Raw genomic sequence first — 26,205 nt, forward strand, 5'->3', positions numbered from 1 at the left:
AATCCGCCCGAAAGCGGATTTCAAAGGTACGGGCTTAGCGGGCTTATGCTCGTCGGTCAGCCCGGGCATTCTGCGATGCAAGCAGCGACGAATGCCCGGGCTGACAAACGGCTACTTAACTACCGACGTGGTTTCCACCTTTTTCACTTCGGTGGTGGTGGTGCCGTCGGGCTTTTTGGTGGTTTCTACTTTCGTCTTATCCTTGCCGCCGCCAAATACCGAGAAGTGTACGTAGCGCTTGGGGTTGGCTTTCAGGTCCAGCAGCAGGTCGTTGGAGCTGGCCGAGGTGGCGGCGAGGTTGTTGTAGAGCGTGGAATCGTGCAGGAGCTTGCCCATCGAGCCCGACTGGTCATTGAGGGCCGTGTTGAGGGTTTGCACGGTGGCTTGGGCATCGGCCAGGGTGGCGTTGAGGCGGCGCAGGGCCGGGCCCACGGGGGCGGTTTTCAGCGAGTCGGAAAGCTGGCCGAAGTTGGTGGCTATTTTATCGAGCTTACCGGTCGTTTTGTTCAGCGCCACGCTCATCTGGGCGAAGTTGCGGGTAATCTGGTTGATGTTGGCCTGGTTGGAAGCAATGAGCCTGAGCAGCGCCTCAGTGCTGGCCCGGGCGCCCACCAGCGTGCCCTGAATGTTGGTCTGGGCGTCCTTGTTCAGGAAGCCGTTGATGTTGGCCAGTGTGGCCCCCACGGTATCGAGCACGGGCAGGGCCTTGGCCTGGAAGGCATCGGCAATGCTGGAAGGCGTCACGGTGCGGATTTCTTCGCCGCCGGTATACGTTTTCGAGTTCTTACCCAAGGTGAGGGTAATGGCCTTTGAGCCCAGCAGCGAGCCGCCCAGGCTGGCGGTGGTGGAGTCGCCCACCACAATGCCTTTCTCCAGCTCCAGCGCCACGCGCACGGAGTTGCCCTTCTCGGGCTGGAGCACCATGCTCTTCACCTGGCCTACTTTAATGCCGTTGAGCGCCACTAGGGCCCCCACGTTCAGGCCATCGACCCGCGGGTAGGTGGCATAGTAGGTCTGGTCGGAGGAAAGCACGTTGCTGCCCCGCAGGAAATTGAAGCCGATGATGAGGGCGGCAATGGCGACGATGGCGAGGAGCGCCACTTTTATTTCTTTAGACACGAGGGTAATAATTGGATGAAAACGGAAGGGAGGCGAAAGCGAACTGCGGGTATCTACGACGGAAGTGCGAAGGCCGGTCGCCGGGCAGTGCAACTCCTTGCCGTACCGCTTACCTAACCGCCTTCCAGCTCGCGCTTGTACTCGCGGAAGGCGCGATAGATGCCTGCGGCCATATACGATTGATTGGCTTTATCGTTGAGGTAACGCTCTTCGGCCGGATTAGTTAGAAAGCCCGACTCGATGAGCACCGAGGGCATGGTCGATTTCCAGAGCACCAGAAAGCCGGCCTGCTTCACGCCGCGGCTGGGGCGGCTCACGCTGGTGCGCAGCTGCCTATCCACGCGCTGGGCAAAGCGCAGGCTGTTGGTGATGTAGGCCGACTGAAACAGCGAGAACAGAATGTGGCTTTGGGGCGAGCTGGGGTCGAAGCCGTCGTAGCGGGTTTTGTAGTCCTTTTCCTGCAGGATTACCGAGTTTTCGCGCTGGGCCACGCCCAGATTGGCAGTGCTTTTATGCAGGCCCATGGTCCACACCTCAGTGCCGTGGCTCTGGCTGGGACCGGCGTTGCAATGAATGGAAATAAAGAGGTCGGCGTGGTTGCGGTTGGCGATGGCGGCGCGCTCGTCGAGCTCAATAAACACGTTGGTTTTGCGCGTGTAAATCACCTTCACCTCGGGCATGTTTTCCTGAATCTGCTTGCCCAGGGCCAGGATGAGGCTCAGGGCCACGTCGGCCTCGCGGGCGCTGGCCCCGGCGCAGCCCCGGTCTTTGCCGCCGTGGCCGGCATCGAGCACCACCGTGCGCAGGCGGTAGCGGTAGGGCTCGTTAAGAGCCGTAGCCGGGAGGGCCGAATCAGGGGCGATGCGGGCGGAGTCGGCCGGGGTTTGGGCCTCCGCGTTCCACTCGCCGCTGCCGGCGCCCAGTAATAGCAAAGCGGCACTGGCCAGGATGACAATAATCCGCACGTTGTTCGTTGAAGGGGCGGTAGCGACCTGCTACCTTTGTAGAAGCCCCAAAAGTAACCGATTTAACTGCTACTATACTTTGCCTGTTTGGTTTGGCCTTCGTTCCGAAGCTGATTTCCGGCCCGCGCCGCGCCGCCGCACCGGCTTTTCATGGGCCGGCCTGGCCCTGTCCGGCCTCTTTTTTTTATTGCTGACCGGCACTCCGGGCACCGCCCGGGCCCAGACCGGCACGTCCACCCAGCCCAAGCCCAAAACGGCCCGCAAGGCCAAAATCCAGGCCCGCAAGGCGCGGGTGAAAGCCATTCTGGCCGCCCCCACCAGCCAGGGCGACACCACCAGGGCCCGCCCCAAGGCCATTCCGGCCGCCCGGCCCGGCCAGCGTGCTGGCTCTGCCCCCACCCCACCGGTACGCAATATTTCCGTCGACCCGCGCGACCCCGTGGGGCCGCCCCCGCCCGGCGTGCGCAACACGGGTCAGTCGCGGGTGCCCGGCGCTTCGCACAAGGCCGTGCCCGATACCCTGGCTCGCCCCAGCGGCCTCAATTCGCCCACCGATACCAGCAGGCTGGTGAACGGCGTGCGCCGCGCCAACGACTCGCTGCAAGTGGCGGCACGGCCCAAAGGCCAAATCGAGAGCACGATAAAGTACCAAGCCCAGGACTCCATTCAGTTCGATGTGACCCAGAAGGTGGCGCGGCTCTACAATAAGTCCAGCGTGACCTATGGCGACACCGACCTCAAGGCCTACCTCATCACCATCAACTACGGCACCAACACCATGCAGGCCGATGGCCGGCTCGACACGCTGAAGAACAAAGTGGAAGGCCGGCCCGTGCTCAAAGACAAGGGCGGCCTGTACACGGCCGGCAGCATTGCCTACAATTTCAAGAGTAAAAAGGCCAAGGTGACCGAGGCCGTGACTACCCAGGGCGAAGGCTACGTGAGCGCCGCCACCATCAAGCGGATGCCCAACGGCGACATCAACGGCCTGAACGGGCGCTACACCACCTGCAACCTGGAGCACCCGCACTTCTACATTCAGGCTAGAAAGATGAAGGTGATTCCGGGCAAGGAAGTGGTGACCGGGCCGTTCAACCTCGTGATTGGCGACATTCCCACGCCGCTGGGTTTCCTGTTCGGCTTTTTCCCCACGCCCAATAAAAGCCGGGGCTCGGGCGTGCTCATTCCCACCTTCGGGCAGGCCGCCGACCGGGGCTACTACCTCACCAACGGCGGCTACTACTTCGCCCCGAACGACTACATCGGCGTGCGCCTCACCGGCGACATCTACGCCGGCAACGCCCAGAGCTGGGGCGGCTTCGGGGCCACCGCCGATTTTTCGTACCTGAAGCGCTACACCTACCAGGGCAATTTCAACTTCCGCTTCTCGAACCGGCCGCTCAACCCCATTCTGACTACCGACGCGCTCACGACCACGCCGGTTTACATCAAGCCGCCGTCGGCCAACTCATTCTGGGTAACCTGGAACCACACGCCGGTGCCCAAGCCGGGCGGGGGCCGCTTCACGGCCAGCGTGAATGCCGGCACCAGCAGCTTCAACAAGGTAAACAGCTTCGATGCCCGCCGCTACCTATCCACGCAGTTCAGCTCCAGCATTGGCTACGCGAAGCAGATTCGGAACTCGCCCTGGAACTACGACATCAAAGCCAGCCAAAGCCAGGGCACCGACGGCACCATGACCTTCGTGCTGCCCGACATCAGCGTGGGCCTGGCCCGCCAGTACCCCTACCAGTGGTTCGGCATCCAGCCGGGCGCGGGCGGCAAGTTTGGCTCCAAATCATACGAGCAGTTCACGTTCAGCTACAACCTCACGGCCCGCAACGAGCTGACCAACGTGCTGGCGGCCCGCAGCCTGAGCAACGGCCTGCCGCTACTGGGCGGCACCAGCGCATCGACCAATATTCCGGTGAGCTTTGCCAATATTGGCCGGCTGCTGGCCAACTCCCGCAACGGCATGCAGCATCAGTTTGGCATCGGGCTGGGTTCGTACTCCATCGGGCCGCACCTCAAGCTGAGCCCGTCGGTGTCGTACAGCGAGGTGTGGTTTGCCCAGAAGCTCAACTACAGCTACGTTCCCGGAGCTAATGCGGTGCGTATCGATACCACCTACGGCTTCAACCGCGTGAACAGCTACTCGGGGTCCGTGAGCCTGAACACCACGTTCTACGGCACCTTTGTGCGCAAGGGCACGCATAAAATCCAGGCCATCCGCCACAAGGCCACGCCCAGCATGAACTACTCCTATGCCCCGCCTCTGAACGAAAACCGGGATGTGTTTCCGAAGGGCGCAACTGTGCTGAACGGCTACAAGAACCAGTTTGGCCAGACCTTATTCGCCAACAACCTCGCCGACGCTGCGATTCTCAATGGCTACGCCTTCAATAACTACAACAACTTCCTGTACGCCGTGCCCGGCGGCTCGCGGCAGAGCCAGGTTTCTTTCAGCCTGCAAAACTCGGTGGAGATGAAGGTGCGCGACTCCAAAGACACCACCGGCCTCAGCCCTTTCAAAAAAGTGAGCCTGATTGACGGGCTTGACTTCAACATCGGCTACAATCTCGCCGCCCCTAAAGATGTCCAGGCCCTCACGCCGCTGAACGTGATTTTCCGGACCCAAATCGCCAAAAAGCTTAGCCTCAACAGCGGCGCCAGCTTCGAGGCATACCAGCGCGACAGCAAGGGCCTGCCCATCAATAAATTTCTGTTTGAGGCCGACCCGCGCAAGCTGCTGCGCCTGGCCTCGGCCACTTTCCAAACCAATTACTCCTTCAACCCGGCCAGCGGCAAGAAAAAAACCGCCGTGCCCCGCGCCGTGGCCCCGGCCAACAACCCCAGCCTGGGCGCGGTGGGCCCCAACTACTACGCCGACTACGTCGATTTCGACATTCCGTGGGAGCTCAACCTGTCGTATTCGGCCGGCTACACGACCAATGCCGTGCCCCTCACCTCGGAGTATCTCAAGAACAACCAGCGCCCGCCCATCCTGGCCCTCAACAACATTCGCGCCGACGGCTCCATCAAGCTCACCGAAAACCTGCGCTTCACCACCGGCTTTGGCTACGATTTCACCAGTCAGGCCGTCACGTTCCCCACTGTATCCTTCTTCCGCGACCTGCACTGCTGGCAGATTAACGGCACCTGGATTCCCTTCGGCCAGCTCAAGGGCTACAACTTCACCATCGCGGCCAAGAGCAGCCTGCTGCAGGACCTCAAGCTGAACCGCAACCGCTACGCGCAGTACCAGTAGCCCTCGACCCAGCCAATACGCTTCGTTTTCAGCCCTTGCGCTCCGGCCAGGGGCTTTTTGCTGCCCGCCCGGCGCGGGCTAACGAAATTGTTGCCAGCTTTGCCCCGCCAAACGGCCTCTTATTCGCAAACCTGCCCGCCATGTCTCAGCACAAGGAAGTCAAACTCGTTACCACCCACCAGATGCTCGCTATGAAGGAGCGGGGGGAAAAAATCTCCATGCTCACGGCCTACGACTACTCGATGGCCCAGATTCTCGACGGCGCGGGCATCGACGTGCTGCTCGTCGGCGACTCGGCCTCCAACGTCATGGCCGGCCACGAAACCACCCTCCCCATCACCCTCGACCAGATGATATACCACGCCCAAAGCGTGGTGCGCGCCGTGAAACGCGCCTTCGTGGTGGTCGATATGCCCTTCGGCTCCTATCAGGGCAACTCGTCGGAGGCGTTGCGCTCGGCCATCCGCATCATGAAAGAATCGGGCGGCCACGGCGTGAAGCTTGAAGGCGGTGCCGAAGTGAAGGACAGTATTATTCGCATTCTCACGGCCGGCATTCCGGTGATGGGCCACCTCGGTCTCACGCCGCAGTCCATCTACAAATTCGGCACCTACAGCGTGCGCGCCAAGGAAGAAGCCGAGGCCCAAAAGCTGCTCGAAGATGCCCGCCTGCTCCAGGAAATCGGCTGCTTCGGCCTGGTGCTGGAGAAAATTCCCGCTTCCCTGGCCAAGCAGGTCGCCGAGGAGCTCACCATTCCCGTCATCGGCATCGGCGCCGGCCCCGACGTAGACGGCCAGGTGCTGGTCGTACACGACCTGCTCGGCATCACCAAGGAATTCAAGCCCCGCTTCCTGCGCCGCTACGCCGAGCTGCACGACATCATGACCGAAGCCGTGGAACACTACGTGGCCGACGTGAAAAGCCGCGAGTTTCCGAGCAAAGAGGAAGGCTACTAGAACGGTTTCGCCTGTCATCCTGAGCGGAGCGAAGGACCTTATCACGCTCGAATAATTTATTCTGACGTAAATAAGGTCCTTCGCTCCGCTCAGAATGACAGGCCCAGCCTGGATGACAGCCATCAGTTCACTCCCGCTCAGCTTCGTATCTTCGCTGCGCTAACAGCAAGAGCGGAGCGCCCGGTGAGTGTGGTCTGACGACGTGCGATGGCCCCCGAGGGGCCCCGGCCCGCTCCTGCGAATACTCATATCCCGCCCGTTCCCATCGCGTGAATCGTCCCAACATCTGGTCCGAAGGCAGAGAAATTCTGTTCGAAGACAACCATCTTCTCGTCATCAACAAGCCCGCCGGCCTGCTCGTGCAGGGCGACGCCACCGGCGACGAGCCCCTCTCCAAAAAGGCCGCCGAGTACCTGCGCTTCAAGTACAAGAAGCCCGGCGAAGCCTTCGTGGGCGTGTGCCACCGCATCGACCGGCCGGTATCGGGCATCGTCATTCTGGCCAAAACCAGCAAGGCCCTGAGCCGCCTGAACGAGATGTTCCGGGACGATAAAATCCACAAAACCTATTGGGCCCTCACCGGCCGCCCGCCCGTGCCCGAAAGCGGCACCCTCATCCACTGGCTGGTGAAGGACACCGTGCGCAACGTCACCAAAGCCTACTCCGAGAAGCACAGCCAGGGCCTGCGCTCCGAGCTAAGCTACGAGCTGCTGGGCATGGCCGGCAACCGCTACCTGCTCCAGGTGAACCCCGTAACCGGCCGCCCCCACCAGATTCGGACTCAGCTGGCCACCGGCCTCGGCACTCCCATCATCGGCGACGTGAAATACGGCTTCATCGCCCCGCTGCCCGATGTGAGCATTGCCCTGCACGCCCGCCGGCTGCAACTGCAGCACCCCGTCACGAAGGAGCTGATGACCTTTGTGGCCCCCCTGCCCGATGCCCCGCACTGGGACGCGGCCCGCGAGTACTACAAGTAAGCACCTGCCAAACGTGCAAGATTTTGGCCTTCCCGGCTCAAATCTCCCGCTGCCCTAACCCCGGCCGTAATTTTGTATCGTCGCTGCTGAACCTAAGCCCAGGCCTTTTACTTGTGCAGTCAGCTTCTCTATTCCAGCTTGTATGGCTATCCTCATTTTCTTCGTTGCCCACTATTACTTATCCCTGTTCACGCAGACGTTTTACCTGCACCGCTACGCGGCGCATAAAATGTTCACGATGAACAAGTTCTGGGAGAAGTTCTTCTTCCTGTTCACCTACATGTGCCAGGGCAGCAGCTTCCTCTCGCCCCGGGCCTACGCGCTGCTGCACCGCATGCACCACGCCTACTCCGACACCGCCCTGGACCCGCACTCGCCCCACTTCTCGAATAACGCGTTCGATATGATGTGGAAGACCAAGGTGATTTACAACGATGTGGTGAACAACGAGCACGAAGGTGCCAAGCGCTTCGAAGGCGACATTCCGGAGTGGAAGTGGCTCGACAAGTTCGGCGGCACCGTGTACTCGCGCCTCGGCTGGGGCACGGCCTACGTGCTGTTCTACATCAACTTCGCCACGGCCTGGTGGCAGTATCTGCTGCTCCCCATCCACTTCCTGATGGGTCCTATCCACGGGGCTATCGTGAACTGGGGCGGCCACAAATACGGCTACCAGAACTTCGACAACCGCGACAAATCGCGCAACACCCTGGCCCTGGATTTCCTGGCCTTCGGCGAGCTCTTCCAGAACAACCACCACAAGTTGCCCATGCGCGTTAACTTCGGCGTGAAGTGGTGGGAATTCGACCCTACTTATGTGGCTATCTGGGGCTTGGATAAGGTTGGCGTGATTAAGATTAAGCGCAAAAACATGAACCTGAACACGATGTCGAAACTGGCCAAGCCCAAGCGCGAAGCCATGGCGGCGTAGCTATAACGTCATTCCGAGCGTAGCCGAGGAATCTCGCGTGCAATTGATTCAATCACAAAAAAGGATTACTGCCACACGCAAGATTCCTCGGCTGCGCTCGGAATGACGTTATAAAGCCCTGGCCCCGCGCCAGGGCTTTTTTTATGCCCAATCGTAGCTAATACCCTGAACAAACGCTACCTTTGCACTCCCAATTTCGGGAAACCCTAACCCGACGGACGAGTTCCGTCACACAACCCCACCGGTTTATGGCAGTTAAAATCCGCCTCGCCCGCCGTGGCCGCAAAAAGGCCGCGACTTACGACATCGTAGTAGCTGACGCCCGCGCTCCCCGCGATGGCCGTTTCATCGAGAAAATCGGTACCTACAACCCCCAAACTAACCCCGCCACCATCAACTACGACGCCGACCGTGCGTTCTACTGGATGATGACCGGTGCTCAGCCGACCGACACCGTTCGGGCCATGCTCAGCTACCGCGGCGTGCTCTACCGTCGTCACCTGCAACTGGGTGTCGACAAGGGTGCCATCACCCAGGAAGTTGCTGACCAGCGCTTCAGCGCCTGGAAAGACGAGAAGGATGCTAAAATCGAAGGCAAGCGCACTGGCCTCGATGATGCCAAGGCAACCGCCAAGAAAGCTGCTTTCGACGCCGAAACCAAGGTGAAGGACAACCGCGCCGAGGCGCAGCGCCAGAAGGCTGCTGCCCTGCTGGCCGCCAACGCACCCGCTCCTGCTGCCGAAGAAGCTACCGAGGCTCCGGCCGAAGAGGCTACCGAAGCTGCTGCCGAGTAGGTTGTAAGGTTTCTGAAAACCGAAAGCGTTTGGGAGTTGTGAGCCGGACCGGCTGGCAACCCCCAAACGCTTTTTCGTTATCCCCTCCCCTATTATGACGCTCGACGAAACCTATCAGCTCGGCTACCTCATCAAAACCCACGGCCTGCGCGGCCAGATAGTGGCCCACTTCGACGTGGATGATGTAGCGGCCTACACCAAGCTCAAAACGGTGTACCTCACCCTGGCCGGTGCTCCCACCAAGCTGGTGGAGCACCACATCGAAAAAGTGCAGCCCCAGTCCGGCAATAAAGTGCTGCTGAAGCTGCGCGGCATCGACCGCATTGAGGAGGCCGAGCCCCTGCGCGGCTCGCAGCTCCACCTGCCCCTAGCCGCCCTGCCGGAGCTCGAAGAAGACCAGTTCTACTTCCACGACGTCATCGGCTTCACCGTGGTGGATTCAACTATGGGCCCGCTCGGCACCGTGGAGAACTTCTACGAGCTGCCCCAGCAGGACATGCTGGCCATGAGCTACCAGGGCCAGGAAGTGCTGATTCCGGTAGTGGATGAGCTAATCAGCCACGCCGACCACGCCAAAAAAGAGATTTACGTGAACCTGCCCGATGGCCTGCTCGACGTGTACCTCAAGCCCAGCACCCGCCAGCAGGACGAAGCCGAGTAAAATAGCTTTTAGCCGTCAGCTACTAGCTTTTAGCTTCCGTTCTTTGAAAACAGGAGATAAGCTAACAGCTAAAAGCTATTGGCTAACCGCTAAAAGAATGAGAATCGACATCCTCACCTGTCTGCCGGAGCTGCTGGTCAGCCCCTTCGCCCATTCCATCGTGAAGCGGGCGCAGGACAAGGGCCTGGCCGAAATCAATGTGCACCAGCTGCGCGAAAAAGCCATCAACAAGCACGGTCAGATTGATGACTTCGTGTTTGGGGGCGGCGCGGGTATGGTGCTGCGCGTGGAGCCCATTGCGGCGTGGATGGACGAGCTGATGGCCGAGCGTACCTACGACGCCATCATCTACCTCACGCCCGATGGCGAAACCCTGCGCCAGCCGCTGGCCAACCGCCTCTCGCTGATGCAGAACATCATCATGCTCTGCGGCCACTACAAGGGCATTGATGAGCGCATCCGCCAAACCTACATCACCCACGAAATCAGCGTGGGCGACTACGTGCTGAGCGGCGGTGAGCTCGGCGCGGCCATTCTGGTCGATGCCGTGGTGCGGCTGCTGCCGGGCGTGCTGGGCAACGAAGAATCGGCTTTGTCTGATTCTTTTCAGGACGATTTGCTGGCTCCGCCCATCTACACCCGGCCCGCCGAGTGGCGCGGGCAGGCCGTGCCGGAAATCCTGCTTTCGGGCAACACCCCCAAAATTGAAGAGTGGCGGCACGACCAGGCCCTGGCCCGCACGCAGGCCCGCCGCCCCGATTTGCTCTCGTAGCGCATGCTTTAGCCTGCGCAGTCGTTGAATTGACAGCAAATCAGGGAACAAGCTAACGCATGTTCGACAAATCACTTGCTAAACCCACGGGAAAGCGCTATCTTTGCGCTCCGTTTCGATAAAATACTAATTCCCGACGGCGGCGCCGTCTTTCGCAATTTTCTCAGCCATGAGCGTACTACTTGACTTTATCCAGGCCGAATCGCAGGAGCGCCGCGCCAGCTTCCCTCTGTTCGCCGCCGGCGACACCGTGAACGTGCACGTAAAAATCCGCGAAGGTGCTAAGGAACGCATTCAGCAGTTCCAGGGCGTTGTTCTTCAGCGTCGTAACCCCAGCTCCAACGGTGAAACCTTCACCGTTCGTAAGATTTCGAACCAAATCGGTACCGAGCGTATCTTCCCCCTGCTGTCGCCTAACATCGAGAAAATCGAGGTTATCCGTCGCGGTAAAGTACGTCGCGCCCGTCTGTTCTACCTGCGTGGCCTCTCGGGCAAGCAGGCTCGTATCAAAGAGCGTCGCTTGAACCCGGTAGCCAAGGCAGCCGTAGCTTAAGTATTGCCGCAGCCGCAAGGCTGTTCCACAAAAAAACCGACTCCCCAAAAGAGAGTCGGTTTTTTTGCGTGTAATAAGGCCGGCTATGTCACCGGTAGTATTGCAGCCCTAGCTATTCGATGCCGAGTCGGCCTTCAAATCCTCAGCAGGCGTATTCTCCTCATCGTGACCCAGCTGCTTGGCGGCGGCCAGCAAGGCCTCGCTCAGCGCTTTTACGCGGGGCTGCGTGTTGCCATCGGCAAAAACGGCAGCGCGGTCGGTGTTGGTACCCATCCGATGCAGGAGCTTACGCACGAGCTGCATGTCGGGGTTGCTGGTGCCGCCAAAATGGGCTTTCAGGTCCTGCAAATCAACCACTACCTGGTGTAGCTCGGGGTTGTCGAGGGCCTTCACGTCGGCAATCCATTGCTGCAGGGTATTGTCGAGGCCGGCGCGGGCCAGTGCTTCGGTAAGGCTGCCGCCGAGCAGTTCGGTGGTGCTATCGAGATGAACCTGGTGTTGAACTTCGGTCTTTTCCATGGGTGGGGTGTCTTGGGTTGGATTAATAAGGCAGTAAATACTGCCTTTATTGCCAACGTAGTTGAGCCGGCAGGGTTGGCCAATGGGCAAACAAAAAGCTCCACCGGTGCGGGTGGAGCTTTTTGTTCTGGCAGGTATTTGTCGGCCGGAGCCGGCAGGCACTACTCGATTTTGTTCAGGCGGTCTTTCACGGCTTCCAGAGCCACACGCATGTTCACAATGTCGCCCCGGGCAGCTTCCTGCTCTTTCAGGTTGGTGTCGATAAGGTTATTGAACTGCTGGAGCTCAGCGGCGTTAGAAGCCAGCATCTGCTGGATTTCAACTTTGCGCACCTTGTTCTTCTCGATGTCCTTCTTGATGGTGTTCGCCTTCTCGATGACAGCCATGTGGTTGTTCTGCGAGGCCACGAGTGCACGCTCAGCTTCCGAAATCTGCGAAACCAGGTCTTCGCGGTACATCATGCGGGCGAAATCTTTCAGGTATTTCTCGGCCGACTTCCACTGCACGGGCGTCGACTCCTTGCCGAGGTAAGCATTGCCCAGGTCGATGCTCCACCATACAGTGGTACCGGTGGGGGTAGCGTCGACCTTGCTGATAACGCGAATCGGGTTGGGTGCAATTTCTTCGATAACTACGCCGTCCATCGTGAGCACGCCTTTGTTATTCTTCAGCTTGCTACCGAATTTATCACCTAACTGCTTGAGCCAGGCGGTTTCAACGCGGCGGTTATCGAGCTGCATGCTCACCTGCTGACCTTTGCGCGGAATGCTGTTAATCGATTTATCTGCTTCATCCACAGGGGATTTCTGGGCATAGCTGCCCAGTGTAGCCAGGCATATAAGGATTAGAATGAGTACGCTTCGTTTCATGGGAATAAAAACTTATGAAAGCATTAAAGATGGTCGGTCAGAAAGCCGTTGCTAGCGGTACCGTTGTCCGGCTTTTCAAATTTAGGACCTTTATTCTATGCAACTTCTGATAGACCTTACTTTTTTCAGAATTATGCCGTTTTTGTTGATTTATTCATATCAGGGCCATATTAAATTCTACAAAAGTTTATTATTGCTTCCCCACGACCTCAGAATACTACTAGTAAGGGGCAGCCTGACGCAACAAAGTATAGGAATCGGAGGTTGTAGCCGCCTATGCTAATAACTGTTTGCCGCACCGAGCATTTCAATGCTGCCCACCGCCTGCACAATCCTGCCTGGGACGACGCCCGCAACCAGCGGGTATTTGGCAAGTGCAATAACCCGAATTTTCATGGCCACAATTACAACCTGACCGTGCGCCTGACCGGCGAAATAGACCCGGAAACCGGTTACGTTTACGACCTGAAACGGCTGAGCGACCTTATCAAGCACGAAGTCCTCGACCGCTACGACCACCGCAACCTCAACCTGGATACGGAAGAGTTCCGGCATCTAAACCCCACGGCCGAGAACATTGTCGTGGTTATTTGGCAGCGTCTGCGCCCGCATCTGGACGCGGCGCTGGCCCTTTCGGTCACGCTCTACGAGACAGACCGTAACTTTGTAGAATATCATGGATAACCCTTCCGGCCCACTTCCGGCCTCCGACGCGCACTTGCCCATAGGCTTGCGTACGCCGCTGCGCGATGATGCCTTCGTGCGCTCTGACGAGGACAAGATTACGGCCATCAGCGGCCATTTTGAGGCCATCATGCGCGAGCTGGGCCTCGACCTGACCGACGACAGCCTGGCCGGCACGCCGCGCCGCGTGGCGAAGATGTACGTGCAGGAATGGTTCAAGGGCCTCGACCCCAAGAACCGGCCCGATGTGCGCATGTTCGACAACCGCTACGAGTACCACCAGCTGCTGGTGGAGCGCGACATCACGCTGTTTTCGTGCTGTGAACACCATTTTGTGCCCATTATTGGCAAGGCGCACGTGGCGTATCTGCCGGGGGCCAACGTGGTGGGCCTGAGCAAGCTGAACCGGGTGGTGCAGTACTATGCCCGCCGCCCGCAGGTGCAGGAGCGCCTGACGCGCCAGATTGCTGAGGAGCTGAAGCAGAGCCTGGGCACCGACGATGTGGCCGTGCTCATCGAAGCCGACCACCTCTGCGTGATGAGCCGGGGCGTGAACGACACCAGCAGCTCGACGCTGACCAGCGAGTACGGCGGCCGTTTTGCGGAGGATGAGGCGCTGCGGCGGGAGTTTCTGCGGCAGATTGGGAAATAGTACCGGAATTAGCAGTTAATTCGGTGTCTGTTGTCGGCCGGCAAGGGCACTCCAGTAAGCGGGCAATTGATATTCCATAACCGATAACGCCACCATGACCGATACTTCTCCTCGTAAAGTTCTCATTACCGGCGGCACCGGCATGATTGGTACCCGCCTGGCCGAAATGCTGATTGACAGCGGCTTTGAGGTGGCCCTACTGAGCCGCGAGCCTGCCAGAAGCAACCACTACCATAGTTTCCGGTGGGACGTGGATGCTGGCACGATTGACGAGGCGGCCATCCCGTATGCCGACTACATCGTGAGCCTGGCCGGAGCCAGCGTGGCCGACGGCAAGTGGACTGATGAGCGCAAGCGCGAGATTATGACCAGCCGGCTGGGCGGCCTGGCCCTGCTGGCCCGCGAGCTGGCCAAGCCCGGCCACCACGTACAGGCCGTTATTTCAGCGTCGGCGGTGGGGATTTATGGCGATGCCGGCGATAAGCTCGTGACCGAGGAAACGCCCCCGGCCCTGCCCACCCAAGACTTTCTGGCCGATGTATCGCACCAATGGGAGCTGGCGGCCGCGCCCATCGCGGCGCTGGGCATCCGCACGGTGATTCCGCGCATTGGCGTGGTGCTGAGCACGGACGGCGGCGCGTTGCCCCAAATTGCCCGGCCCGTGAAGCTGGGCGCGGGCGCGGCGCTGGGCAGCGGCCGGCAGTACATGTCCTGGATTCACCTCGATGACCTGTGCCGCCTGTTCATTGCCATGTTGGAAGACCCGGCCTGGCACGGCACCTACAACGCGGTGGCCCCTTACCCCGCCACCAACCAGGCCTTCACCGAAGTGCTGGCCGAGGTGTTGCACCGCCCGCTGATATTGCCTAAGGTGCCGGCCTTCGGGCTGAAGCTGGCCATGGGCGAGATGAGCGAAATCGTGCTGGCCTCGCAGAACGTGAGCGCCAAAAAGGTACTGGCGCAGGGCTTCACGTTTGAGTATCCGGAGCTGCGCGGGGCACTGGGGGCATTGTACGGGGCGGAGTAACACACTGGCGAGCTTGGGATTGAACCGCCGCCAGCGTTTTTTCTGTATCTTAGGCTACTGCCATTACTTCTTTTGTCATGATTAGCCAAGAACAGATTTCTGTTATCCTCAAGGACTTGCCGCGAGAGTTTTCCATCGATGAGCTGGTTGATAAGCTTATTCTGGTAGAGAAAATCGAGGAGGCAATCAAGCAAGGTGAACGAGGCGAAACATACTCGACCCAGGAAGCGCGCGAGCTGTTGCGCCAATGGTCCAAATAAGATGGTCGCGGCGCATTATTGCGGAGATTCACGAAGCCCGCGAGTACCTGCACGCCTTTTCGCCCCGCTCGGCAGAGCGGCTGACGGATGCCGTTTTTAGCAAAGCGGCCTTACTGGAAAGCCAGCCCTTGCTGGGCCGCGTGGTGCCAGAAGCCGAACGACCGGAGTGCGTGAGCTATTCTATCAGAAATACCGCTTGATTTACCGGGTCGTGAGCCAGACTGATATTTTGATGCTCACGCTGCACCCTTCGTTACGGCCGTTGACAGCGGGCTCACTGCTGGAATAGTATGTTGCCGGTGATGTATCCAACGTTTCCGAAAACCGTTCTGATGGCTCCGAAAAGTTCTTTAATGACCCCGCAAGCCAGCTGAGGGCTCCAGTAATGCGTCCGATGATACCGGAAAGGAAATTGTTGTGCCTGCACATACCCTCTCACTAATGGCTACACTACAGGAACAGGCAGCAACGAAAGTTTTTCTAGCAGACAAGTGCGTTGTTTTAACCCAAGGAAGCAAGGAAGTAGTCCGAATTCCTATTGATAATATAAAGCTGATTGGCGAATACACAACGGCAAACGGCCAAGTGGTTGACGATTGGTTTATCGTCTTCATGACTTCGGAGAAGGACTGGACGCAGATTTCTCAATACACTCCCGGAATGTTGGAGATGCTACAGGAATTAGGCGCTCATCTGGAAGCTGAGATAATAGGGTGGCTGGCCTATTCGACTAGCTGGAAAACCAACATCATCTGGCCCCAACAGGTGGCAGGGCAAGAAATGTGGGACGCAATCAGCCAGGTTCCGACAACGCTAATTGACCGGTTCAAAAAAGCTTTGGGGCTGGGAAATCAGCACTTAGTGTTAACAACGGCTTCGGCTTCCGTTTTCTAAAATAGCGCTAACTAGCGCCGGCCCTTTACACTATCTGGTATTCCGCTCCCGCTGTTCATCTGCTCCAGCAGGTTATCAGCAGCGATGGTGTCCACGGCCTCGGCGCGGCGGCGGATAGGTTCCGACTCCGACACGCAGTTATACTTCTTCACGATTTTGACCGAAGCAGCCGGGAAGTGGCCAGGGGTATAGTCCAACTCCTTGTCTTTGTACACTTTCTCCATGAACTTGCCGAAGATGGGTAGGGCCGTGCGGCCGCCTTCGCCCTGCTGCGAGCCGGTGAAGTGGATGCTGCGGTCTTCGCCGCCCACCCACACGCCGGTCATCAGGTCCTTGGTCATTCCCATGTACCAGCCGTCGGAGTAATTGGAGGTGGTGCCGGTTTTGCCGCCAATCTGGTTGTCGTTGTGCCAGAGGTCGTAGTCCCACAGAGCCTGCGAGGTGCCGCCGGGCTCTTCCATGCCGCCGCGCAGCATGTAGGTCATCAGCCAGGCGGTTTCGGCCGGGATAGCGCGGTGCTGCACGGGGTCAAACTGCTTGATGACGTTGCCGTTGCGGTCTTCGATGCGCGTCACGAGGCGCGGGTCGGAGCGGAAGCCGGAGTTCATGAACGTGCTGTAGGCGTCCACCATTTCGTACACGCTCACGTCGCCGGCCGAGCCGAGGCCGATGCTGGGCACTGATAACAGGGGTGAGGTGATGCCGACTTTGTGGGCGTATTTGGCCACGTTGTCCCAGCCCACTTTCTCAGTCAATTGGGCCGTCACGGAGTTCACGGAGCGGGCCATGGCGTGGCGCAGGGTCATGTTGATGCCGGTGTATTCGCGGGTCACGTTGTCGGGTTTCCACTCCATGGGCTTGCCGTTTTCGACGTAGTTGATGGTCACGCGCTGGTCGCGGATGCGGTCGCAGGGCGTGTAGCCGTTGTCGAGGGCCGTGAGGTACACGAAGGGCTTGAACGTGGAGCCGGCCTGGCGCTTGCCCTGCTTCACATGGTCGTACTTGAAAAAACGGTAGTCGAGCCCGCCCACCCAGGCCTTGATGTGGCCGGTGAAAGGGTCCATGCACATCATGCCCGATTGCAGGAAATGCTTGTAGTAGGCCAGCGAATCGAGCGGCGACATGACCAGTGTGGTGTCGTTGTCGTCGTGCTTCCAGGTGAATACCTTCATCGGCCGCTTGGCATTCAGGGCCGAATCGAGGCGCTGGGGCTGGTTGCGGTAGTGGTTGGCGAGGGTTTTGTAGCTCTCGGTGCGCTTCATTTGAGTTGCAATGAAGTCGGGAATTACGTTGCCTTCGTCGTCTACCCACGGGTCCTTGCCCTTATTTCTCCAGAAATTGTCAAACTGGTTCTGCAGGGCTTTCATACGCTCGTGCAGGGCCTCTTCGGCGTGGGCCTGTATGCGCGAATCAATGGACAGGTAGATTTTGAGGCCGTCGCGGTACATGTCGTGGCCCGTGCTGTCGCACCACGCATCCACAAACTGGCTGATGGCGCTGCGGAAGTAGGTATCGGGCCCGTCGATGTGCTTTTCAACGTGGTAATCGAGCACGATGGGCGTGGCTTTGAGGGCCGCGATTTCGGCTTTGGGCAGCACCCCGGCCTGGGCCATGCGGTCGAGCACCACATTACGGCGGCGCAGGGCGGCGGCCGGGTGGAACTTGGGATTGTAGGCCGTGGGGTTGTTGAGCACGCCCACCAGCATGGCGGCCTGCTCGGGCTTCAGGCTGTCGGGCGAGGTGTTGAAGAAGGTTTTGGCCGCTACTTTAATGCCGAAAGCACTGGAGCCGTACTCCACCGTGTTGAGGTACATGCGCAGGATTTCGCGCTTGGTGTAGTGCCGCTCCAGCTCGACGGCGGTAAGCCATTCCTTGGTTTTGGCCACAATGGTGCTCACCACCGGAATGTAGCCCAAAGCGCCCCGGCTCTGCTGGCGGCGGATTTTGTAGAGGTTTTTGGCCAGCTGCTGGGTGATGGTGGACCCCCCGCGCTTCTCGCCGTGCAACGAGGCCCAGAAGCCCCCGAGCACCGCCGTGAGGTCGATGCCCGAGTGCTCGTAGTAGCGCACGTCCTCGGTAGCGACCAAGGCTTTGATGAGTAGGGGCGACATCTGACTGAGGCGCACCGGCGAACGGTTTTCGCGGAAGTACTTACCAATCAGCACTCCATCCGACGTATAGATTTCCGACGCCCGCTCCACTTTGGGATTCTCCAAATCGGCCAGGCTGGGCGACTTACCAAACAGGAACATGAAATTGGTGCTTACCAGAAACGGGTACACCAAAAACAGGATAATAACTAAGCCGAACACTACCCAGGCCCAGCTGGCTACCCGCAGCGGCCAGCGGCGGCGCGGCGGCTTGGGCTTAGCACCGGAAGAAGAAGCGGAAGGAGACGTTTTTAGGTCGGCCATAAGAGGCGGCAAGTAGAAAAACGGAGCCTTGGCTCCGCCACGAAGAACGGCAAATATACCAGACCCCCGCCCCAATAGTCAGGAATAAACGCCCGGTGGGCAAATCGGGAGGCGTACCCCGGCCAGTAGGCTAGTCGCGCTGCCGGGCCGCCAGCACGGCTTTGTGGTGCACGTTGCGCAGGGCCTTGGCGCGGCGGCGCTGCCAGCGCCAGCCCAACTCGCCCAGGGCCAGCAGGATAATGCCCAGGCCCAGGAAATAGCTCCAGTGCAGCAGGCGGATTTGCCCCCGCGTGGGCGAGTCCAGCTCCTGAAACAGCAGCAGGCCCCAAAGCTCATCGAGCAGCGTGAAAGCCCACACGGCGGCCGCCAGCACCCGCCCGGCCCTGCCCAGCGCCAGATGCCAGTGCAGCAGGTACAGCACCACGCCCGGCAGCGCCGACAGCAGCACCAGCGGCGCGGCCTTCACCAGCGGCAGGCCCAGGAAGATGATGCTCAGCGTTTCCTTTAGTACCTGCGCGCCGGCCAAGGTCCGGCCCAAGCGCGAGATTTTGGGAACGACGGCCGACGGGTGCAAGTGAGAAGTAGGCATAGGGCGGGACAATGCGAAGCAGCTAAGTGGCCCCCAAGATACTGAGCTTCGGCTAGTAACGCCGCGCCATGGTGCGCGAAGCCTGGCAGCGCCACGTCAGCACCACAATCAGCAGGCCTTTTACGGAATCGAGCAGGAGGTTGTCGGGCTTGCCGAAGGCGAAGAAAATGCCCGCGCCAATGCCTATCCACCACACGCCCAGCAGGTAGCACCAGGTAGCAAACCCGGGCCGCCGCCGCGCCACCTGCACCACGGCCACCGCCGCCACCAACGACACAAACAGCAGCAGCCACGCCACGATGTAGGCCAGAAACTTGGTTTCGGGACCGTACTTCACCCCAAATTGCGTGAGGGTGAACACCGGGGCGAAAAACGCGCCTCCGGTCAGCGCCAGCTCAATGAGCAGGGCGATGATGAGCACAGTCAGAAGCAGCTTACGCGCCATGTAGGGTAGGCGATGGTGATACCGTAGTGGGCTGTTCTCAGTATGAAAAGCCTAACGGGCCGCCAAGCTAAACAATAATCTTTAATAAATCATTATTTCAAGTTTCACGGAACCTTGCAACTGAATATCACGGCTAGCATAAAGCCTGAATTGATTCAGGGATAGGCATTTTTTGTCACTAACCCACGAGAGTGAGGCTGATGCCGGTTTACATAATCCCCTGATTGAATACCGCTCCCGGGTCGTTCCCAAAGGCTGTTTTTCACTCTTTGTTCTGGCTACCCGGCCAGGGCACTTACAAGGCCATAACAGGTGAATACGCAGGTAAAAAGCAGTAGCGGTGACAAAACCACGTAAGCCGGCAACACGATGCCCCACATCAGCAGGCGCACCACGCCCGGGCCATGGTAGGCGCGCAGCCAGGCGCGCAACATGCTCAGTACCTGCACACCCCCAACCTGCACCAATACTCCCAGCACAACCCAGCTCCAGAGCTGAGCTTTGGGGTGATTTGGCATTATCTCATTCTCAAAAATGATGCTCAGGCCCACTACCATGGTAGCGGCCGCCGTGAGCCACAGGCGGGGCGGCACCACGGGCCACGGCGGCAGCCAGTTGCGTTTGTTAGCCACCATGGCTGTGCGCGAAATGGCCGCCCCTACTGCCGCGACCATAGCAGCATGAGTTGGGTGAAGGCCAGGAGCAGCAGACTCAGCAATACAATGGTAGCCGGCAGCACGCCGCGTATCAGCCGGCGCCAGCGGGCATCGGGCGAGGCGGCGCGTTCCTGCCAGGCCAGCAGCAGGCCCAACGCGGCCACATCGCCGATGCAGAACAGGACGCCGAAAAACGTGAGGGCGAATTGGGAAATGGAGGTCATCCGGAGTCTTTGTTTAATAAGGGACTATTGCTGATTTTTCAATTGCTCATAAGCCTGCCAGTCGGCGTAGGTGAAGCCCTGCCAGCCGGTTTGGGCCCGGTGATGCGCCTGCCATTCAACCACGACCTTATTGAGCTGCTGCTGCGCGACGGCCGCCGTGATGGTGGTGGCGTTGCCGTATTCATCGGCGGTAGTGAGGTGGGCGGCGGCATCGAGCGCGCTGCGGTGGGCCACCAGCGTGGGCAGCGTGCGGCCGGGCATGGCCAGCAGAAAGCCGATATCGACGCTGCGGAAACGGGCCTGGAGGTTGTATTCCGCAATCCAGACCTCCCAGTTGCCGGCGGCCAGCAGCAGCAGCACTGCATAAGCGGCCAGCGAATTGAGGCGTACGAGGCTGTAGGCCGAGCGGCGCTGCCAGATTTTAAGGAGTACCGTGGCCAGCCCAAAAAACACCAGCAGCAGGAAGAAACACACCCCGATGCGCTTGTAGGCAATGCCGCTGTTCAGAATGTAGTAGTAGTTGCGCAGGCCCACCGAGGCGGCCAGCACGGCATTTTGCACCACCCAAACCGTGGCGCCCCAGCGCAGCCACGGCAGGCCGGGCGCATAGAAATTCAGGTTGCGGCGGAAGAACCACAACACAATGCCCATGGCCAGCAGAATGCTGAAGATGAGCACATACGTGCCTTCGTGCACGAACTGGGCCAGGTCGAACCCCGGCGCGGGCTCAAACCCAAACCACAGCCAGTTGATGTCGATGGCATTCACCGCCAGCAGCAGCACATTCACCAGCCCGAAGACGGCGGCGGCGGCCAGAAACTCTTTGCGCAAATCGAGCATCCGGGTGGTGCGGAAGCCGAAATCGGGCCGGCGCACGCCGAAGGAGGCCACCCGGTCGCGCTGCCGCCGCACAAACTCTCCGAAGCGTGACTCGTGGTCGGCGAAGTAGTACACCGGCACCACCACCACTACCCCGGCCGTGACCAGAAAGCCCAGCGCGATAAACAGCAGGTGGCCAAAGGAAATATCGGGCAGCAGGCGCGCCAGCCACTCGCCCAGCCGCGCCAGCGCCTGGCTGCTCAGGGCCTCGTAGCGCGGGTTGGCCACCGCGAAGAGCAGGTGGAAAGCCCCTAAAATGCCTAGCGGCACCAGAAACAGACGGCCATAGAACCAGCTGCGACGCATGCCTGCCCCGGTATTGCGCGGCGCCCGCACCCCCGCCAATGCGCGTAACCAGGCCTGTGCCACGCTATAAGCCGCCGTGAGCAGGGCGTAGAGCACCAGTTTCAGGTGCGGCTGGTTCACGTAGCCCAGCAGCATCAGCAACGAGGCCATGCAGGCCAGCGCCGCCACCGCCGAACCATATACCGCCATCATGGCGGCTCCAAACAGGCTACCGCCCACCATCAGCCAGAAGGAGCCGGCGCGGCGCACCGCCGCGTGGCGCGGCAGCAGCACAAACTGCACCACCAGTACAAACAGCGTGAATACCAACATATTTACCCCGCCGCCTTCACGCCAGAAAAGCCAGTCGAATAGCACCACGCCCAGTGGCAGCAATGCCTTGTGGATGGTAGAAAGTGACGCTGCAGCCGTGGTTTGCAGCGGGGCCGCATCCGAATGGGCGGAAACAGGGATGACCGGGTTCATGGACAATGAGTTAGATGAAAGACAGATTTGAGGCCGCTAATGAGCCGGGCCAGCGGCTAGAATTAATCTTAAAGAACTTTGATATTCAAAGTGAATGAGCAAAAAAAAGAGTCCGACTTGCTTCTTGCTCAAAAAATCAGGGCCGCAACAGCTTCTCCAGTGTAGCTAGGTGCTGCTGAAACGCGGCCTTGCCGGCGGCGGTGGCGGTGTAAGTCGTGTTGGGCTTCTTGCCGACAAACTGCTTGCTGACGAGCACGTATTCGGCCTTTTCGAGGGCAGCTACGTGGCTGGCGAGGTTGCCATCGGTTAGGTCGAGCACTTCTTTTAAGTCGTTAAAGCTTACCGAGTCGTTGGCCAGCAGCACGGCCATTACGCCCAGCCGCACGCGGTGGTCAAAGGCCTTGTTGAGGGTGTGGATGAGGTGCTTCACCGGGTTGCTGTGGGGTTATTGGGCCGAGGTGCCGGCCGCGCCCGGCCGCTCATAGCGGTTATACATCAACAGGCCGTAGCCGATGTGGCCCAGGCCAAAGCCGAGTGCAAAGTAAGCCAAGCCCCAGCCGGGTTGCAGCATGGCCAGCAGCCCCAGTCCGATTTGGGTGAGGCCCAGCAACCGAATTTCGTCGAGGGTGTACTTGCTGGCGTTGAGCAGCGCGAGGCCGTAGAACAGCAGCAGCCCTGGCACTACCATGCCCGCATCGCCGCCCAGATACAGGCGCAGGCAAAAGAGCCCGCCCGCCACCAGCGGCACGGCCAGGGCCACGGCCAGCCGGCGGGCCGGGCTGCTCCACAGGGTTTGCCCGCTGCTGTGGGTACGGCGACGGGTGAAGAACACGGCCACCAGCAGCGCCGCCGCAATCATGCCGCCCGCCAGCAGCAGCAGAAACGGCAGGGCCGCCCGCCGCTCCGGCTCCGAGGCCTGCATCAGGCGCAGGTAGCCGTCGGGAAATTCGCTTTGCAGGTAGAAGTGGCTCACCGCCGACCCCAGCAGCGCCACCACGCCCGCCCCTACCCCACTCAGGCCCGAGAGCGACAAAAAGCGCGAGCTGCGCTCCATGATGGCGCGGATTTCGGTGAGTTGGGCAAGGGGGTCGGGAGCGGCGGCGGGCTTCATAATTTTCGAAGTGCTTTGTGATGCAAAGTTGATGAAAAGAATTGATACATTTGCCATACTTCCACCAAATTTTATTGCTCAATGCCCACCGCCCCCGCAGCTATTGCCCCGCCCTGGGACATTACCTATACCATATGGGGCCGTAGCGCTTTGCTCAATACCGGCATCTACGGGGCAGTATGCGTCTTCGCTGGAGGCGGGGGCGGAGTTGGACTCGCCCTTCTTACCGGCCTGATAAGCGCAATAATCTCGCTGCCTGCCATCGTTGTGTTGCGCTGGCTGCTGCCAATCGTATTGGCCATAAAATCACGGCAATGGCGCATTACCGGTGTTTTGGGCTTTGTAACGCTTCTCTATCTAGTACTGGCCATCCCCGTTAGCATGGCACTATCGGTTGGGTCTGATGATGCAAATCCAGTTCAGCTCACGTGGTCTGCCACGGCTTTCGTGCTGGCCTTTACTTCACCTTGTTTGGCAGGGACATTAATTGCAGCAGGCCATACCTGCCGCACGCTGTTGTTCCGGCCAGATTCGCTTGTCAGCAATGCGGCAAATACCTAACGCGTCTTCCCGCCCTGTCAGGTACTGGCTGCTGTCCCTCCTGCTCGGCAGTGCCATCTATGCCGGGTTCAATGGCCTCGTGCACTTCAGCGACTGGTGCTACCTGGCAGCTTCTATGGCAGTAGCGGCAGTGGCTTCGGCGGCGGTACTGCCGCTGTATGGGTGGCTGCTGGGCCACCTCATGCGGCACGGGCAGCACTGGCCGGCGCTGGGGCGCTGGGCGTGGCTGGTGGGCGGCACGCTGGCGCTTTTCGGGCTGGCCAACCTGCTGGTGTGGCCGCTCCGGACGTGGCCAGGACCGGGCGGCGCGTGGCCGTAGGGAGTGGCAGCGGTGGCAGCATCATGCCTGGCGGCGAGCCAACGCCAGGTTTTTCTGCGAGGCGCAAAAAAAGTTCCGTCTCATAATGAGAATCGGCCGGCAGAAGTGCAAACAGCAGATTGCAGATGATTTAGGTAATCTGTTGATTCACAACACACCGATTCCGCTTTGCATAGATGCTACATATTTTACAAATTCGGGAAAAATAATTCCCGAAAATATAATTTATCGTAGCTGAAAACCGTTTGTTCGCAATGAATCGTAATTCGTTCATCCTGCGAAAACGGACATTCAGCATGCTGTAACATCTGTTTATCGAGGTTAATCATCAGAATTGCCCTTATTTACTTATTGCTGCTTTTTTCTGTACTATGACAACTTTCTTCCCCTCTCCTACCTCGTCTTCTTCCTCCTCGGCTCTGGTACGCACCTTGATGGTGTGGCTGCTGAGTAATTTGGGCGGCACCAGTGTCTTGGCCCTCGATTTCAGCATCGAAAGCCCGGCCGACCTCACTATTCCTTTGCTGGTGGGCTTCATGGCGGCGCTTATTTCGCTGGCCTATGTCCCGCTGGCCTGGCCGTTTTTCGCCCTGGCCCAACGCATCTGTACTGGCTGGCGGTGCCAGCTGCTGGCCGTGGCGGGCGTCGTGACCGTTTTCGGAGTGGCCAACTACCTGTTGCTCCAATGGTTGCCCATTGGCTCCTTCGGCACCCTGCTCACCTTTTCCCGGCCGTACCTGGGCGCGGCGCTACTGGCGGTGGCGTGGCTCTACCGGCCACAAAGCGCCGGGCAGCCGGCCACCGCTAAACTATCCCGCCCGGCCCCGCTGCTGAATTCGTGGTGCATTCGCACGCCGCGCCGTCGCCCCTTGCTGGCCAAATAGCGGCGCTGGCCAAGCCCTTCACTGCCAGCCTACGCCGGTTGGGCCGGAAACAGCAGCGTGAACGTGGTGCCCCGGCCCAGCTCGCTGGCCACGCTCACCTCAATGTGCAGCAGGGCGCAGGCCTTGGCCACAATGGACAAGCCCAGCCCGGTACCGCCGATTTGCTTGTGTGCCAGCGCATCGGACCGGAAAAGCGGGTCGAAAATCCGCTCCAAATCCTCCGGCCGAATGCCGATGCCCTCGTCGCTGATGGTGCAGCGCAGGTGCGCCGCGGGCCGCGAGAAACCCACGGTGATGGCAGAGCCGGCGGGCGAATACTTAATAGCATTGGCCAAGAGGTTGTCCAGAATCAAATCGACCAGAAACGGGTCTGACACGATGGGCGGCAGGTCGCCGTCTTCCACATTTACGCGGATATGCTTGGCGCTGAGGTTAGCACGGTGGCGGTGCAGCACATCGTGCACGCAGCTGAGCACCGACAGCTCCTGCCGCTTCAGGTCCTTGGCTTGGGTTCCGAAGCGGGCCAGCAGCAGCAGCTGGTCGACGAGGAGGCTGAGGCGGTCGATTTCGCCGATGCCGAAGCCGATGCTTTCCACGTATTCGGCGGGCGTGCGGGGCTTGCGCACCAGCACTTCGAGGGTGCCGCGCAGCACGGCCAGCGGCGTGCGCAGCTCGTGCGAGGCATCGGCGGTGAATTGCTTTTCGCGCTCCACCGCCTGCTCGATGCGCTGGAGGAGGCTGTTGATGGCGCTGGCCAGGGTGTGGAGCTCGTCGGGGCGCGGCGGCAGGGCAATGCGCTCAGCTAAGTTGTTGCGGGTGATGCGGTTGGTGGTGGCCGTGATTTGGGCAATGGGCGCGATGCTGCGCCCCGCCAGCCCCCGCGCCAGCCCAAACACCAGCAGCAACACCACCGGAAACGAAAGCAGCAGCACGGTTTCGAGGCTATCGAGCACATGCCGGGCAGCCTCCGAGGAAATGGCGGCCACCAGGTAGCCCACCGTGGTGCCGGCCGGCCGAATAGGCTCGGCCAGCTGCCGCAGGGCCTGCCCGCGCAGCATGGAGTTCAGCGGCACCAGCGGCTGGGTGGCGTCGAAGGGCAGCAGGTCGTTTTTCAGGTTGGGCGAGCGGTCGAGCACCCGGCCGCGCGCATCGGCCAGTTGAATGAACACCGGGGCCACCTGCACCTCGCGGTGCTCCCGCTCCTGCCACTCCCGCCGGTGCATAAAGGCCGCCTGCGGACCATCCAGCCGCAATTCGCCCATGTGCTTGCCTACTTCAAACCGCAGACTGTTGTCCAAATCGAGGTAGACACGGTGCTGCACCACGCCAAAAACCACCAGGTACACGGCCGCCACCAGCGCGGCGGTGGCCAGCATGTAGTACAGGGCGATGCGGTTTTTGAAAGTGAGCGACATTAGGATTTTAGGCCATGGGTGGTAAAGTTGCTA

30 protein-coding genes are annotated in these 26,205 nt (G+C 59.9%); 17 read left to right on the forward strand and 13 right to left on the reverse strand.

Going from position 1 to position 26,205, the window contains the following annotated elements; genetic code table 11:
* Positions 1-111 precede the first annotated feature (111 nt).
* Together HBN54_RS04095 and HBN54_RS04100 are read right to left on the reverse strand one after the other, a co-directional pair.
* Entirely contained in the window at positions 112-1,119 is a 1,008-nt protein-coding gene (locus HBN54_RS04095; RefSeq protein WP_168671892.1) for an MlaD family protein, read from the reverse strand.
* A 113-nt stretch (positions 1,120-1,232) separates the two neighbouring features.
* The gene (locus tag HBN54_RS04100; protein WP_168672286.1) at positions 1,233-1,982 is read right to left on the reverse strand and encodes an N-acetylmuramoyl-L-alanine amidase family protein; all 750 of its coding nucleotides are present in this window, start codon (positions 1,980-1,982) and stop codon (positions 1,233-1,235) included.
* A 181-nt stretch (positions 1,983-2,163) separates the two neighbouring features.
* On the opposite strand from HBN54_RS04100, the gene HBN54_RS04105 reads away from it, so the two are divergent.
* The 8 genes from HBN54_RS04105 (at position 2,164) to rplS (ending at position 10,999) form a co-directional block, all read left to right on the forward strand.
* Positions 2,164-5,352 (forward strand): putative LPS assembly protein LptD, encoded by a 3,189-nt coding sequence (locus HBN54_RS04105; RefSeq protein WP_168671893.1) that lies wholly within the window; start codon positions 2,164-2,166, stop codon positions 5,350-5,352.
* Positions 5,353-5,492: 140 nt separating this feature from the next.
* Positions 5,493-6,308, forward strand: a complete 816-nt coding sequence (panB, locus tag HBN54_RS04110; protein WP_168671894.1) for a 3-methyl-2-oxobutanoate hydroxymethyltransferase — start codon at positions 5,493-5,495, stop codon at positions 6,306-6,308.
* 269 nt (positions 6,309-6,577) lie between these two features.
* Positions 6,578-7,288, forward strand: coding sequence for an RluA family pseudouridine synthase (locus tag HBN54_RS04115; RefSeq protein WP_168671895.1), 711 nt, complete (start codon positions 6,578-6,580; stop codon positions 7,286-7,288).
* Between the two features lie 142 nt (positions 7,289-7,430).
* Positions 7,431-8,219, forward strand: a complete 789-nt coding sequence (locus tag HBN54_RS04120; protein WP_168671896.1) for an acyl-CoA desaturase — start codon at positions 7,431-7,433, stop codon at positions 8,217-8,219.
* 248 nt (positions 8,220-8,467) lie between these two features.
* Complete coding sequence (locus tag HBN54_RS04125; RefSeq protein WP_168671897.1) at positions 8,468-9,013, forward strand: 30S ribosomal protein S16; 546 nt, start codon at positions 8,468-8,470, stop codon at positions 9,011-9,013.
* A gap of 94 nt (positions 9,014-9,107) precedes the next feature.
* Positions 9,108-9,674 (forward strand): ribosome maturation factor RimM, encoded by a 567-nt coding sequence (gene rimM / locus HBN54_RS04130; RefSeq protein ID WP_168671898.1) that lies wholly within the window; start codon positions 9,108-9,110, stop codon positions 9,672-9,674.
* A gap of 97 nt (positions 9,675-9,771) precedes the next feature.
* Positions 9,772-10,446, forward strand: coding sequence for a tRNA (guanosine(37)-N1)-methyltransferase TrmD (gene trmD / locus HBN54_RS04135; protein WP_168671899.1), 675 nt, complete (start codon positions 9,772-9,774; stop codon positions 10,444-10,446).
* Between the two features lie 169 nt (positions 10,447-10,615).
* Positions 10,616-10,999 carry a 50S ribosomal protein L19 gene (gene rplS, locus HBN54_RS04140; RefSeq protein WP_168671900.1) on the forward strand — a complete coding sequence of 128 codons (384 nt, stop codon included), beginning with the start codon at positions 10,616-10,618 and terminating at the stop codon, positions 10,997-10,999.
* Between the two features lie 108 nt (positions 11,000-11,107).
* Here rplS and HBN54_RS04145 read toward each other — a convergent pair whose 3' ends face one another.
* Both HBN54_RS04145 and HBN54_RS04150 read right to left on the reverse strand, forming a co-directional pair.
* On the reverse strand, positions 11,108-11,518 hold the full coding sequence (locus tag HBN54_RS04145) for a hypothetical protein (protein ID WP_168671901.1): 411 nt from the start codon (positions 11,516-11,518) through the stop codon (positions 11,108-11,110).
* Positions 11,519-11,679: 161 nt separating this feature from the next.
* A complete protein-coding gene (locus HBN54_RS04150) occupies positions 11,680-12,387 on the reverse strand; it encodes a hypothetical protein (RefSeq protein WP_168671902.1) in 708 nt (235 codons plus the stop codon).
* A gap of 276 nt (positions 12,388-12,663) precedes the next feature.
* Here HBN54_RS04150 and HBN54_RS04155 point away from each other — a divergent pair, with 276 nt between their 5' ends.
* The 6 genes from HBN54_RS04155 (at position 12,664) to HBN54_RS04180 (ending at position 15,904) form a co-directional block, all read left to right on the forward strand.
* Positions 12,664-13,071 carry a 6-pyruvoyl trahydropterin synthase family protein gene (locus HBN54_RS04155; protein WP_168671903.1) on the forward strand — a complete coding sequence of 136 codons (408 nt, stop codon included), beginning with the start codon at positions 12,664-12,666 and terminating at the stop codon, positions 13,069-13,071.
* Complete coding sequence (gene folE, locus HBN54_RS04160) at positions 13,064-13,723, forward strand: GTP cyclohydrolase I FolE (protein WP_168671904.1); 660 nt, start codon at positions 13,064-13,066, stop codon at positions 13,721-13,723. Before HBN54_RS04155 ends, folE begins: the two co-directional genes overlap by 8 nt.
* Positions 13,724-13,817: 94 nt before the next feature.
* Complete coding sequence (locus HBN54_RS04165) at positions 13,818-14,750, forward strand: TIGR01777 family oxidoreductase (protein ID WP_168671905.1); 933 nt, start codon at positions 13,818-13,820, stop codon at positions 14,748-14,750.
* Positions 14,751-14,827: 77 nt separating this feature from the next.
* Positions 14,828-15,010, forward strand: a complete 183-nt coding sequence (locus HBN54_RS04170) for a hypothetical protein (protein WP_168671906.1) — start codon at positions 14,828-14,830, stop codon at positions 15,008-15,010.
* On the forward strand, positions 14,998-15,210 hold the full coding sequence (locus HBN54_RS04175) for a type II toxin-antitoxin system RelE/ParE family toxin (protein WP_168671907.1): 213 nt from the start codon (positions 14,998-15,000) through the stop codon (positions 15,208-15,210). Before HBN54_RS04170 ends, HBN54_RS04175 begins: the two co-directional genes overlap by 13 nt.
* 241 nt (positions 15,211-15,451) lie before the next feature.
* Positions 15,452-15,904 (forward strand): hypothetical protein, encoded by a 453-nt coding sequence (locus HBN54_RS04180; protein WP_168671908.1) that lies wholly within the window; start codon positions 15,452-15,454, stop codon positions 15,902-15,904.
* An 11-nt stretch (positions 15,905-15,915) separates the two neighbouring features.
* Here the strand turns inward: HBN54_RS04180 and HBN54_RS04185 are convergent, their stop codons facing one another.
* From HBN54_RS04185 to HBN54_RS04220, 8 genes are all read right to left on the reverse strand, one after another.
* Complete coding sequence (locus HBN54_RS04185) at positions 15,916-18,318, reverse strand: transglycosylase domain-containing protein (RefSeq protein ID WP_210427943.1); 2,403 nt, start codon at positions 18,316-18,318, stop codon at positions 15,916-15,918.
* Positions 18,319-18,448: 130 nt separating this feature from the next.
* A complete protein-coding gene (locus tag HBN54_RS04190; RefSeq protein WP_168671909.1) occupies positions 18,449-18,907 on the reverse strand; it encodes a hypothetical protein in 459 nt (152 codons plus the stop codon).
* A gap of 52 nt (positions 18,908-18,959) precedes the next feature.
* A complete protein-coding gene (locus HBN54_RS04195) occupies positions 18,960-19,352 on the reverse strand; it encodes a hypothetical protein (protein ID WP_168671910.1) in 393 nt (130 codons plus the stop codon).
* A 278-nt stretch (positions 19,353-19,630) separates the two neighbouring features.
* A complete protein-coding gene (locus HBN54_RS04200; protein ID WP_168671911.1) occupies positions 19,631-19,987 on the reverse strand; it encodes a hypothetical protein in 357 nt (118 codons plus the stop codon).
* Positions 19,988-20,010: 23 nt separating this feature from the next.
* Positions 20,011-20,232, reverse strand: a complete 222-nt coding sequence (locus tag HBN54_RS04205; RefSeq protein WP_168671912.1) for a hypothetical protein — start codon at positions 20,230-20,232, stop codon at positions 20,011-20,013.
* A 24-nt stretch (positions 20,233-20,256) separates the two neighbouring features.
* Positions 20,257-21,882, reverse strand: coding sequence for a DUF4153 domain-containing protein (locus tag HBN54_RS04210; RefSeq protein ID WP_168671913.1), 1,626 nt, complete (start codon positions 21,880-21,882; stop codon positions 20,257-20,259).
* 136 nt (positions 21,883-22,018) lie between these two features.
* A complete protein-coding gene (locus tag HBN54_RS04215; protein WP_168671914.1) occupies positions 22,019-22,312 on the reverse strand; it encodes a winged helix-turn-helix domain-containing protein in 294 nt (97 codons plus the stop codon).
* Positions 22,313-22,327: 15 nt separating this feature from the next.
* Positions 22,328-22,993 (reverse strand): hypothetical protein, encoded by a 666-nt coding sequence (locus tag HBN54_RS04220; protein ID WP_168671915.1) that lies wholly within the window; start codon positions 22,991-22,993, stop codon positions 22,328-22,330.
* An 81-nt stretch (positions 22,994-23,074) separates the two neighbouring features.
* Between HBN54_RS04220 and HBN54_RS04225 the strand changes: the two genes are divergently transcribed.
* The 3 genes from HBN54_RS04225 (at position 23,075) to HBN54_RS04235 (ending at position 24,757) form a co-directional block, all read left to right on the forward strand.
* Positions 23,075-23,554, forward strand: coding sequence for a hypothetical protein (locus tag HBN54_RS04225; RefSeq protein ID WP_168671916.1), 480 nt, complete (start codon positions 23,075-23,077; stop codon positions 23,552-23,554).
* Positions 23,555-23,669: 115 nt separating this feature from the next.
* Positions 23,670-23,873 (forward strand): hypothetical protein, encoded by a 204-nt coding sequence (locus tag HBN54_RS04230; RefSeq protein ID WP_168671783.1) that lies wholly within the window; start codon positions 23,670-23,672, stop codon positions 23,871-23,873.
* A 371-nt stretch (positions 23,874-24,244) separates the two neighbouring features.
* Positions 24,245-24,757 (forward strand): hypothetical protein, encoded by a 513-nt coding sequence (locus HBN54_RS04235; protein ID WP_168671917.1) that lies wholly within the window; start codon positions 24,245-24,247, stop codon positions 24,755-24,757.
* Between the two features lie 29 nt (positions 24,758-24,786).
* Here HBN54_RS04235 and HBN54_RS04240 read toward each other — a convergent pair whose 3' ends face one another.
* Entirely contained in the window at positions 24,787-26,172 is a 1,386-nt protein-coding gene (locus HBN54_RS04240; RefSeq protein ID WP_168671918.1) for a sensor histidine kinase, read from the reverse strand.
* Positions 26,173-26,205: the final 33 nt, after the last annotated feature.

It is taken from the genome of Hymenobacter artigasi (genome assembly GCF_012275535.1).
In the GTDB taxonomy this organism is placed as follows: Bacteria; Bacteroidota; Bacteroidia; order Cytophagales; family Hymenobacteraceae; genus Hymenobacter; species Hymenobacter artigasi.

Bases quoted from the DNA above. Each gene is read 5' to 3' on its own strand.
- folE (WP_168671904.1), top strand. From the start codon at position 13,064: ATGGATAACCCTTCCGGCCCACTTCCGGCCTCCGACGCGCACTTGCCC.
- HBN54_RS04205 (WP_168671912.1), bottom strand. From the start codon at position 20,232: ATGACCTCCATTTCCCAATTCGCCCTCACGTTTTTCGGCGTCCTGTTC.
- HBN54_RS04200 (WP_168671911.1), bottom strand. From the start codon at position 19,987: ATGGTGGCTAACAAACGCAACTGGCTGCCGCCGTGGCCCGTGGTGCCG.
- HBN54_RS04235 (WP_168671917.1), top strand. From the start codon at position 24,245: ATGACAACTTTCTTCCCCTCTCCTACCTCGTCTTCTTCCTCCTCGGCT.
- HBN54_RS04155 (WP_168671903.1), top strand. From the start codon at position 12,664: ATGCTAATAACTGTTTGCCGCACCGAGCATTTCAATGCTGCCCACCGC.
- rimM (WP_168671898.1), top strand. From the start codon at position 9,108: ATGACGCTCGACGAAACCTATCAGCTCGGCTACCTCATCAAAACCCAC.
- HBN54_RS04220 (WP_168671915.1), bottom strand. From the start codon at position 22,993: ATGAAGCCCGCCGCCGCTCCCGACCCCCTTGCCCAACTCACCGAAATC.
- HBN54_RS04185 (WP_210427943.1), bottom strand. From the start codon at position 18,318: ATGGCCGACCTAAAAACGTCTCCTTCCGCTTCTTCTTCCGGTGCTAAG.
- HBN54_RS04210 (WP_168671913.1), bottom strand. From the start codon at position 21,882: ATGAACCCGGTCATCCCTGTTTCCGCCCATTCGGATGCGGCCCCGCTG.
- panB (WP_168671894.1), top strand. From the start codon at position 5,493: ATGTCTCAGCACAAGGAAGTCAAACTCGTTACCACCCACCAGATGCTC.
- rplS (WP_168671900.1), top strand. From the start codon at position 10,616: ATGAGCGTACTACTTGACTTTATCCAGGCCGAATCGCAGGAGCGCCGC.
- HBN54_RS04180 (WP_168671908.1), top strand. From the start codon at position 15,452: ATGGCTACACTACAGGAACAGGCAGCAACGAAAGTTTTTCTAGCAGAC.
- HBN54_RS04165 (WP_168671905.1), top strand. From the start codon at position 13,818: ATGACCGATACTTCTCCTCGTAAAGTTCTCATTACCGGCGGCACCGGC.
- HBN54_RS04230 (WP_168671783.1), top strand. From the start codon at position 23,670: ATGGCAGTAGCGGCAGTGGCTTCGGCGGCGGTACTGCCGCTGTATGGG.
- HBN54_RS04195 (WP_168671910.1), bottom strand. From the start codon at position 19,352: ATGGCGCGTAAGCTGCTTCTGACTGTGCTCATCATCGCCCTGCTCATT.
- HBN54_RS04190 (WP_168671909.1), bottom strand. From the start codon at position 18,907: ATGCCTACTTCTCACTTGCACCCGTCGGCCGTCGTTCCCAAAATCTCG.
- trmD (WP_168671899.1), top strand. From the start codon at position 9,772: ATGAGAATCGACATCCTCACCTGTCTGCCGGAGCTGCTGGTCAGCCCC.
- HBN54_RS04150 (WP_168671902.1), bottom strand. From the start codon at position 12,387: ATGAAACGAAGCGTACTCATTCTAATCCTTATATGCCTGGCTACACTG.
- HBN54_RS04175 (WP_168671907.1), top strand. From the start codon at position 14,998: ATGGTCCAAATAAGATGGTCGCGGCGCATTATTGCGGAGATTCACGAA.
- HBN54_RS04145 (WP_168671901.1), bottom strand. From the start codon at position 11,518: ATGGAAAAGACCGAAGTTCAACACCAGGTTCATCTCGATAGCACCACC.
- HBN54_RS04125 (WP_168671897.1), top strand. From the start codon at position 8,468: ATGGCAGTTAAAATCCGCCTCGCCCGCCGTGGCCGCAAAAAGGCCGCG.
- HBN54_RS04225 (WP_168671916.1), top strand. From the start codon at position 23,075: ATGCCCACCGCCCCCGCAGCTATTGCCCCGCCCTGGGACATTACCTAT.
- HBN54_RS04170 (WP_168671906.1), top strand. From the start codon at position 14,828: ATGATTAGCCAAGAACAGATTTCTGTTATCCTCAAGGACTTGCCGCGA.
- HBN54_RS04120 (WP_168671896.1), top strand. From the start codon at position 7,431: ATGGCTATCCTCATTTTCTTCGTTGCCCACTATTACTTATCCCTGTTC.
- HBN54_RS04240 (WP_168671918.1), bottom strand. From the start codon at position 26,172: ATGTCGCTCACTTTCAAAAACCGCATCGCCCTGTACTACATGCTGGCC.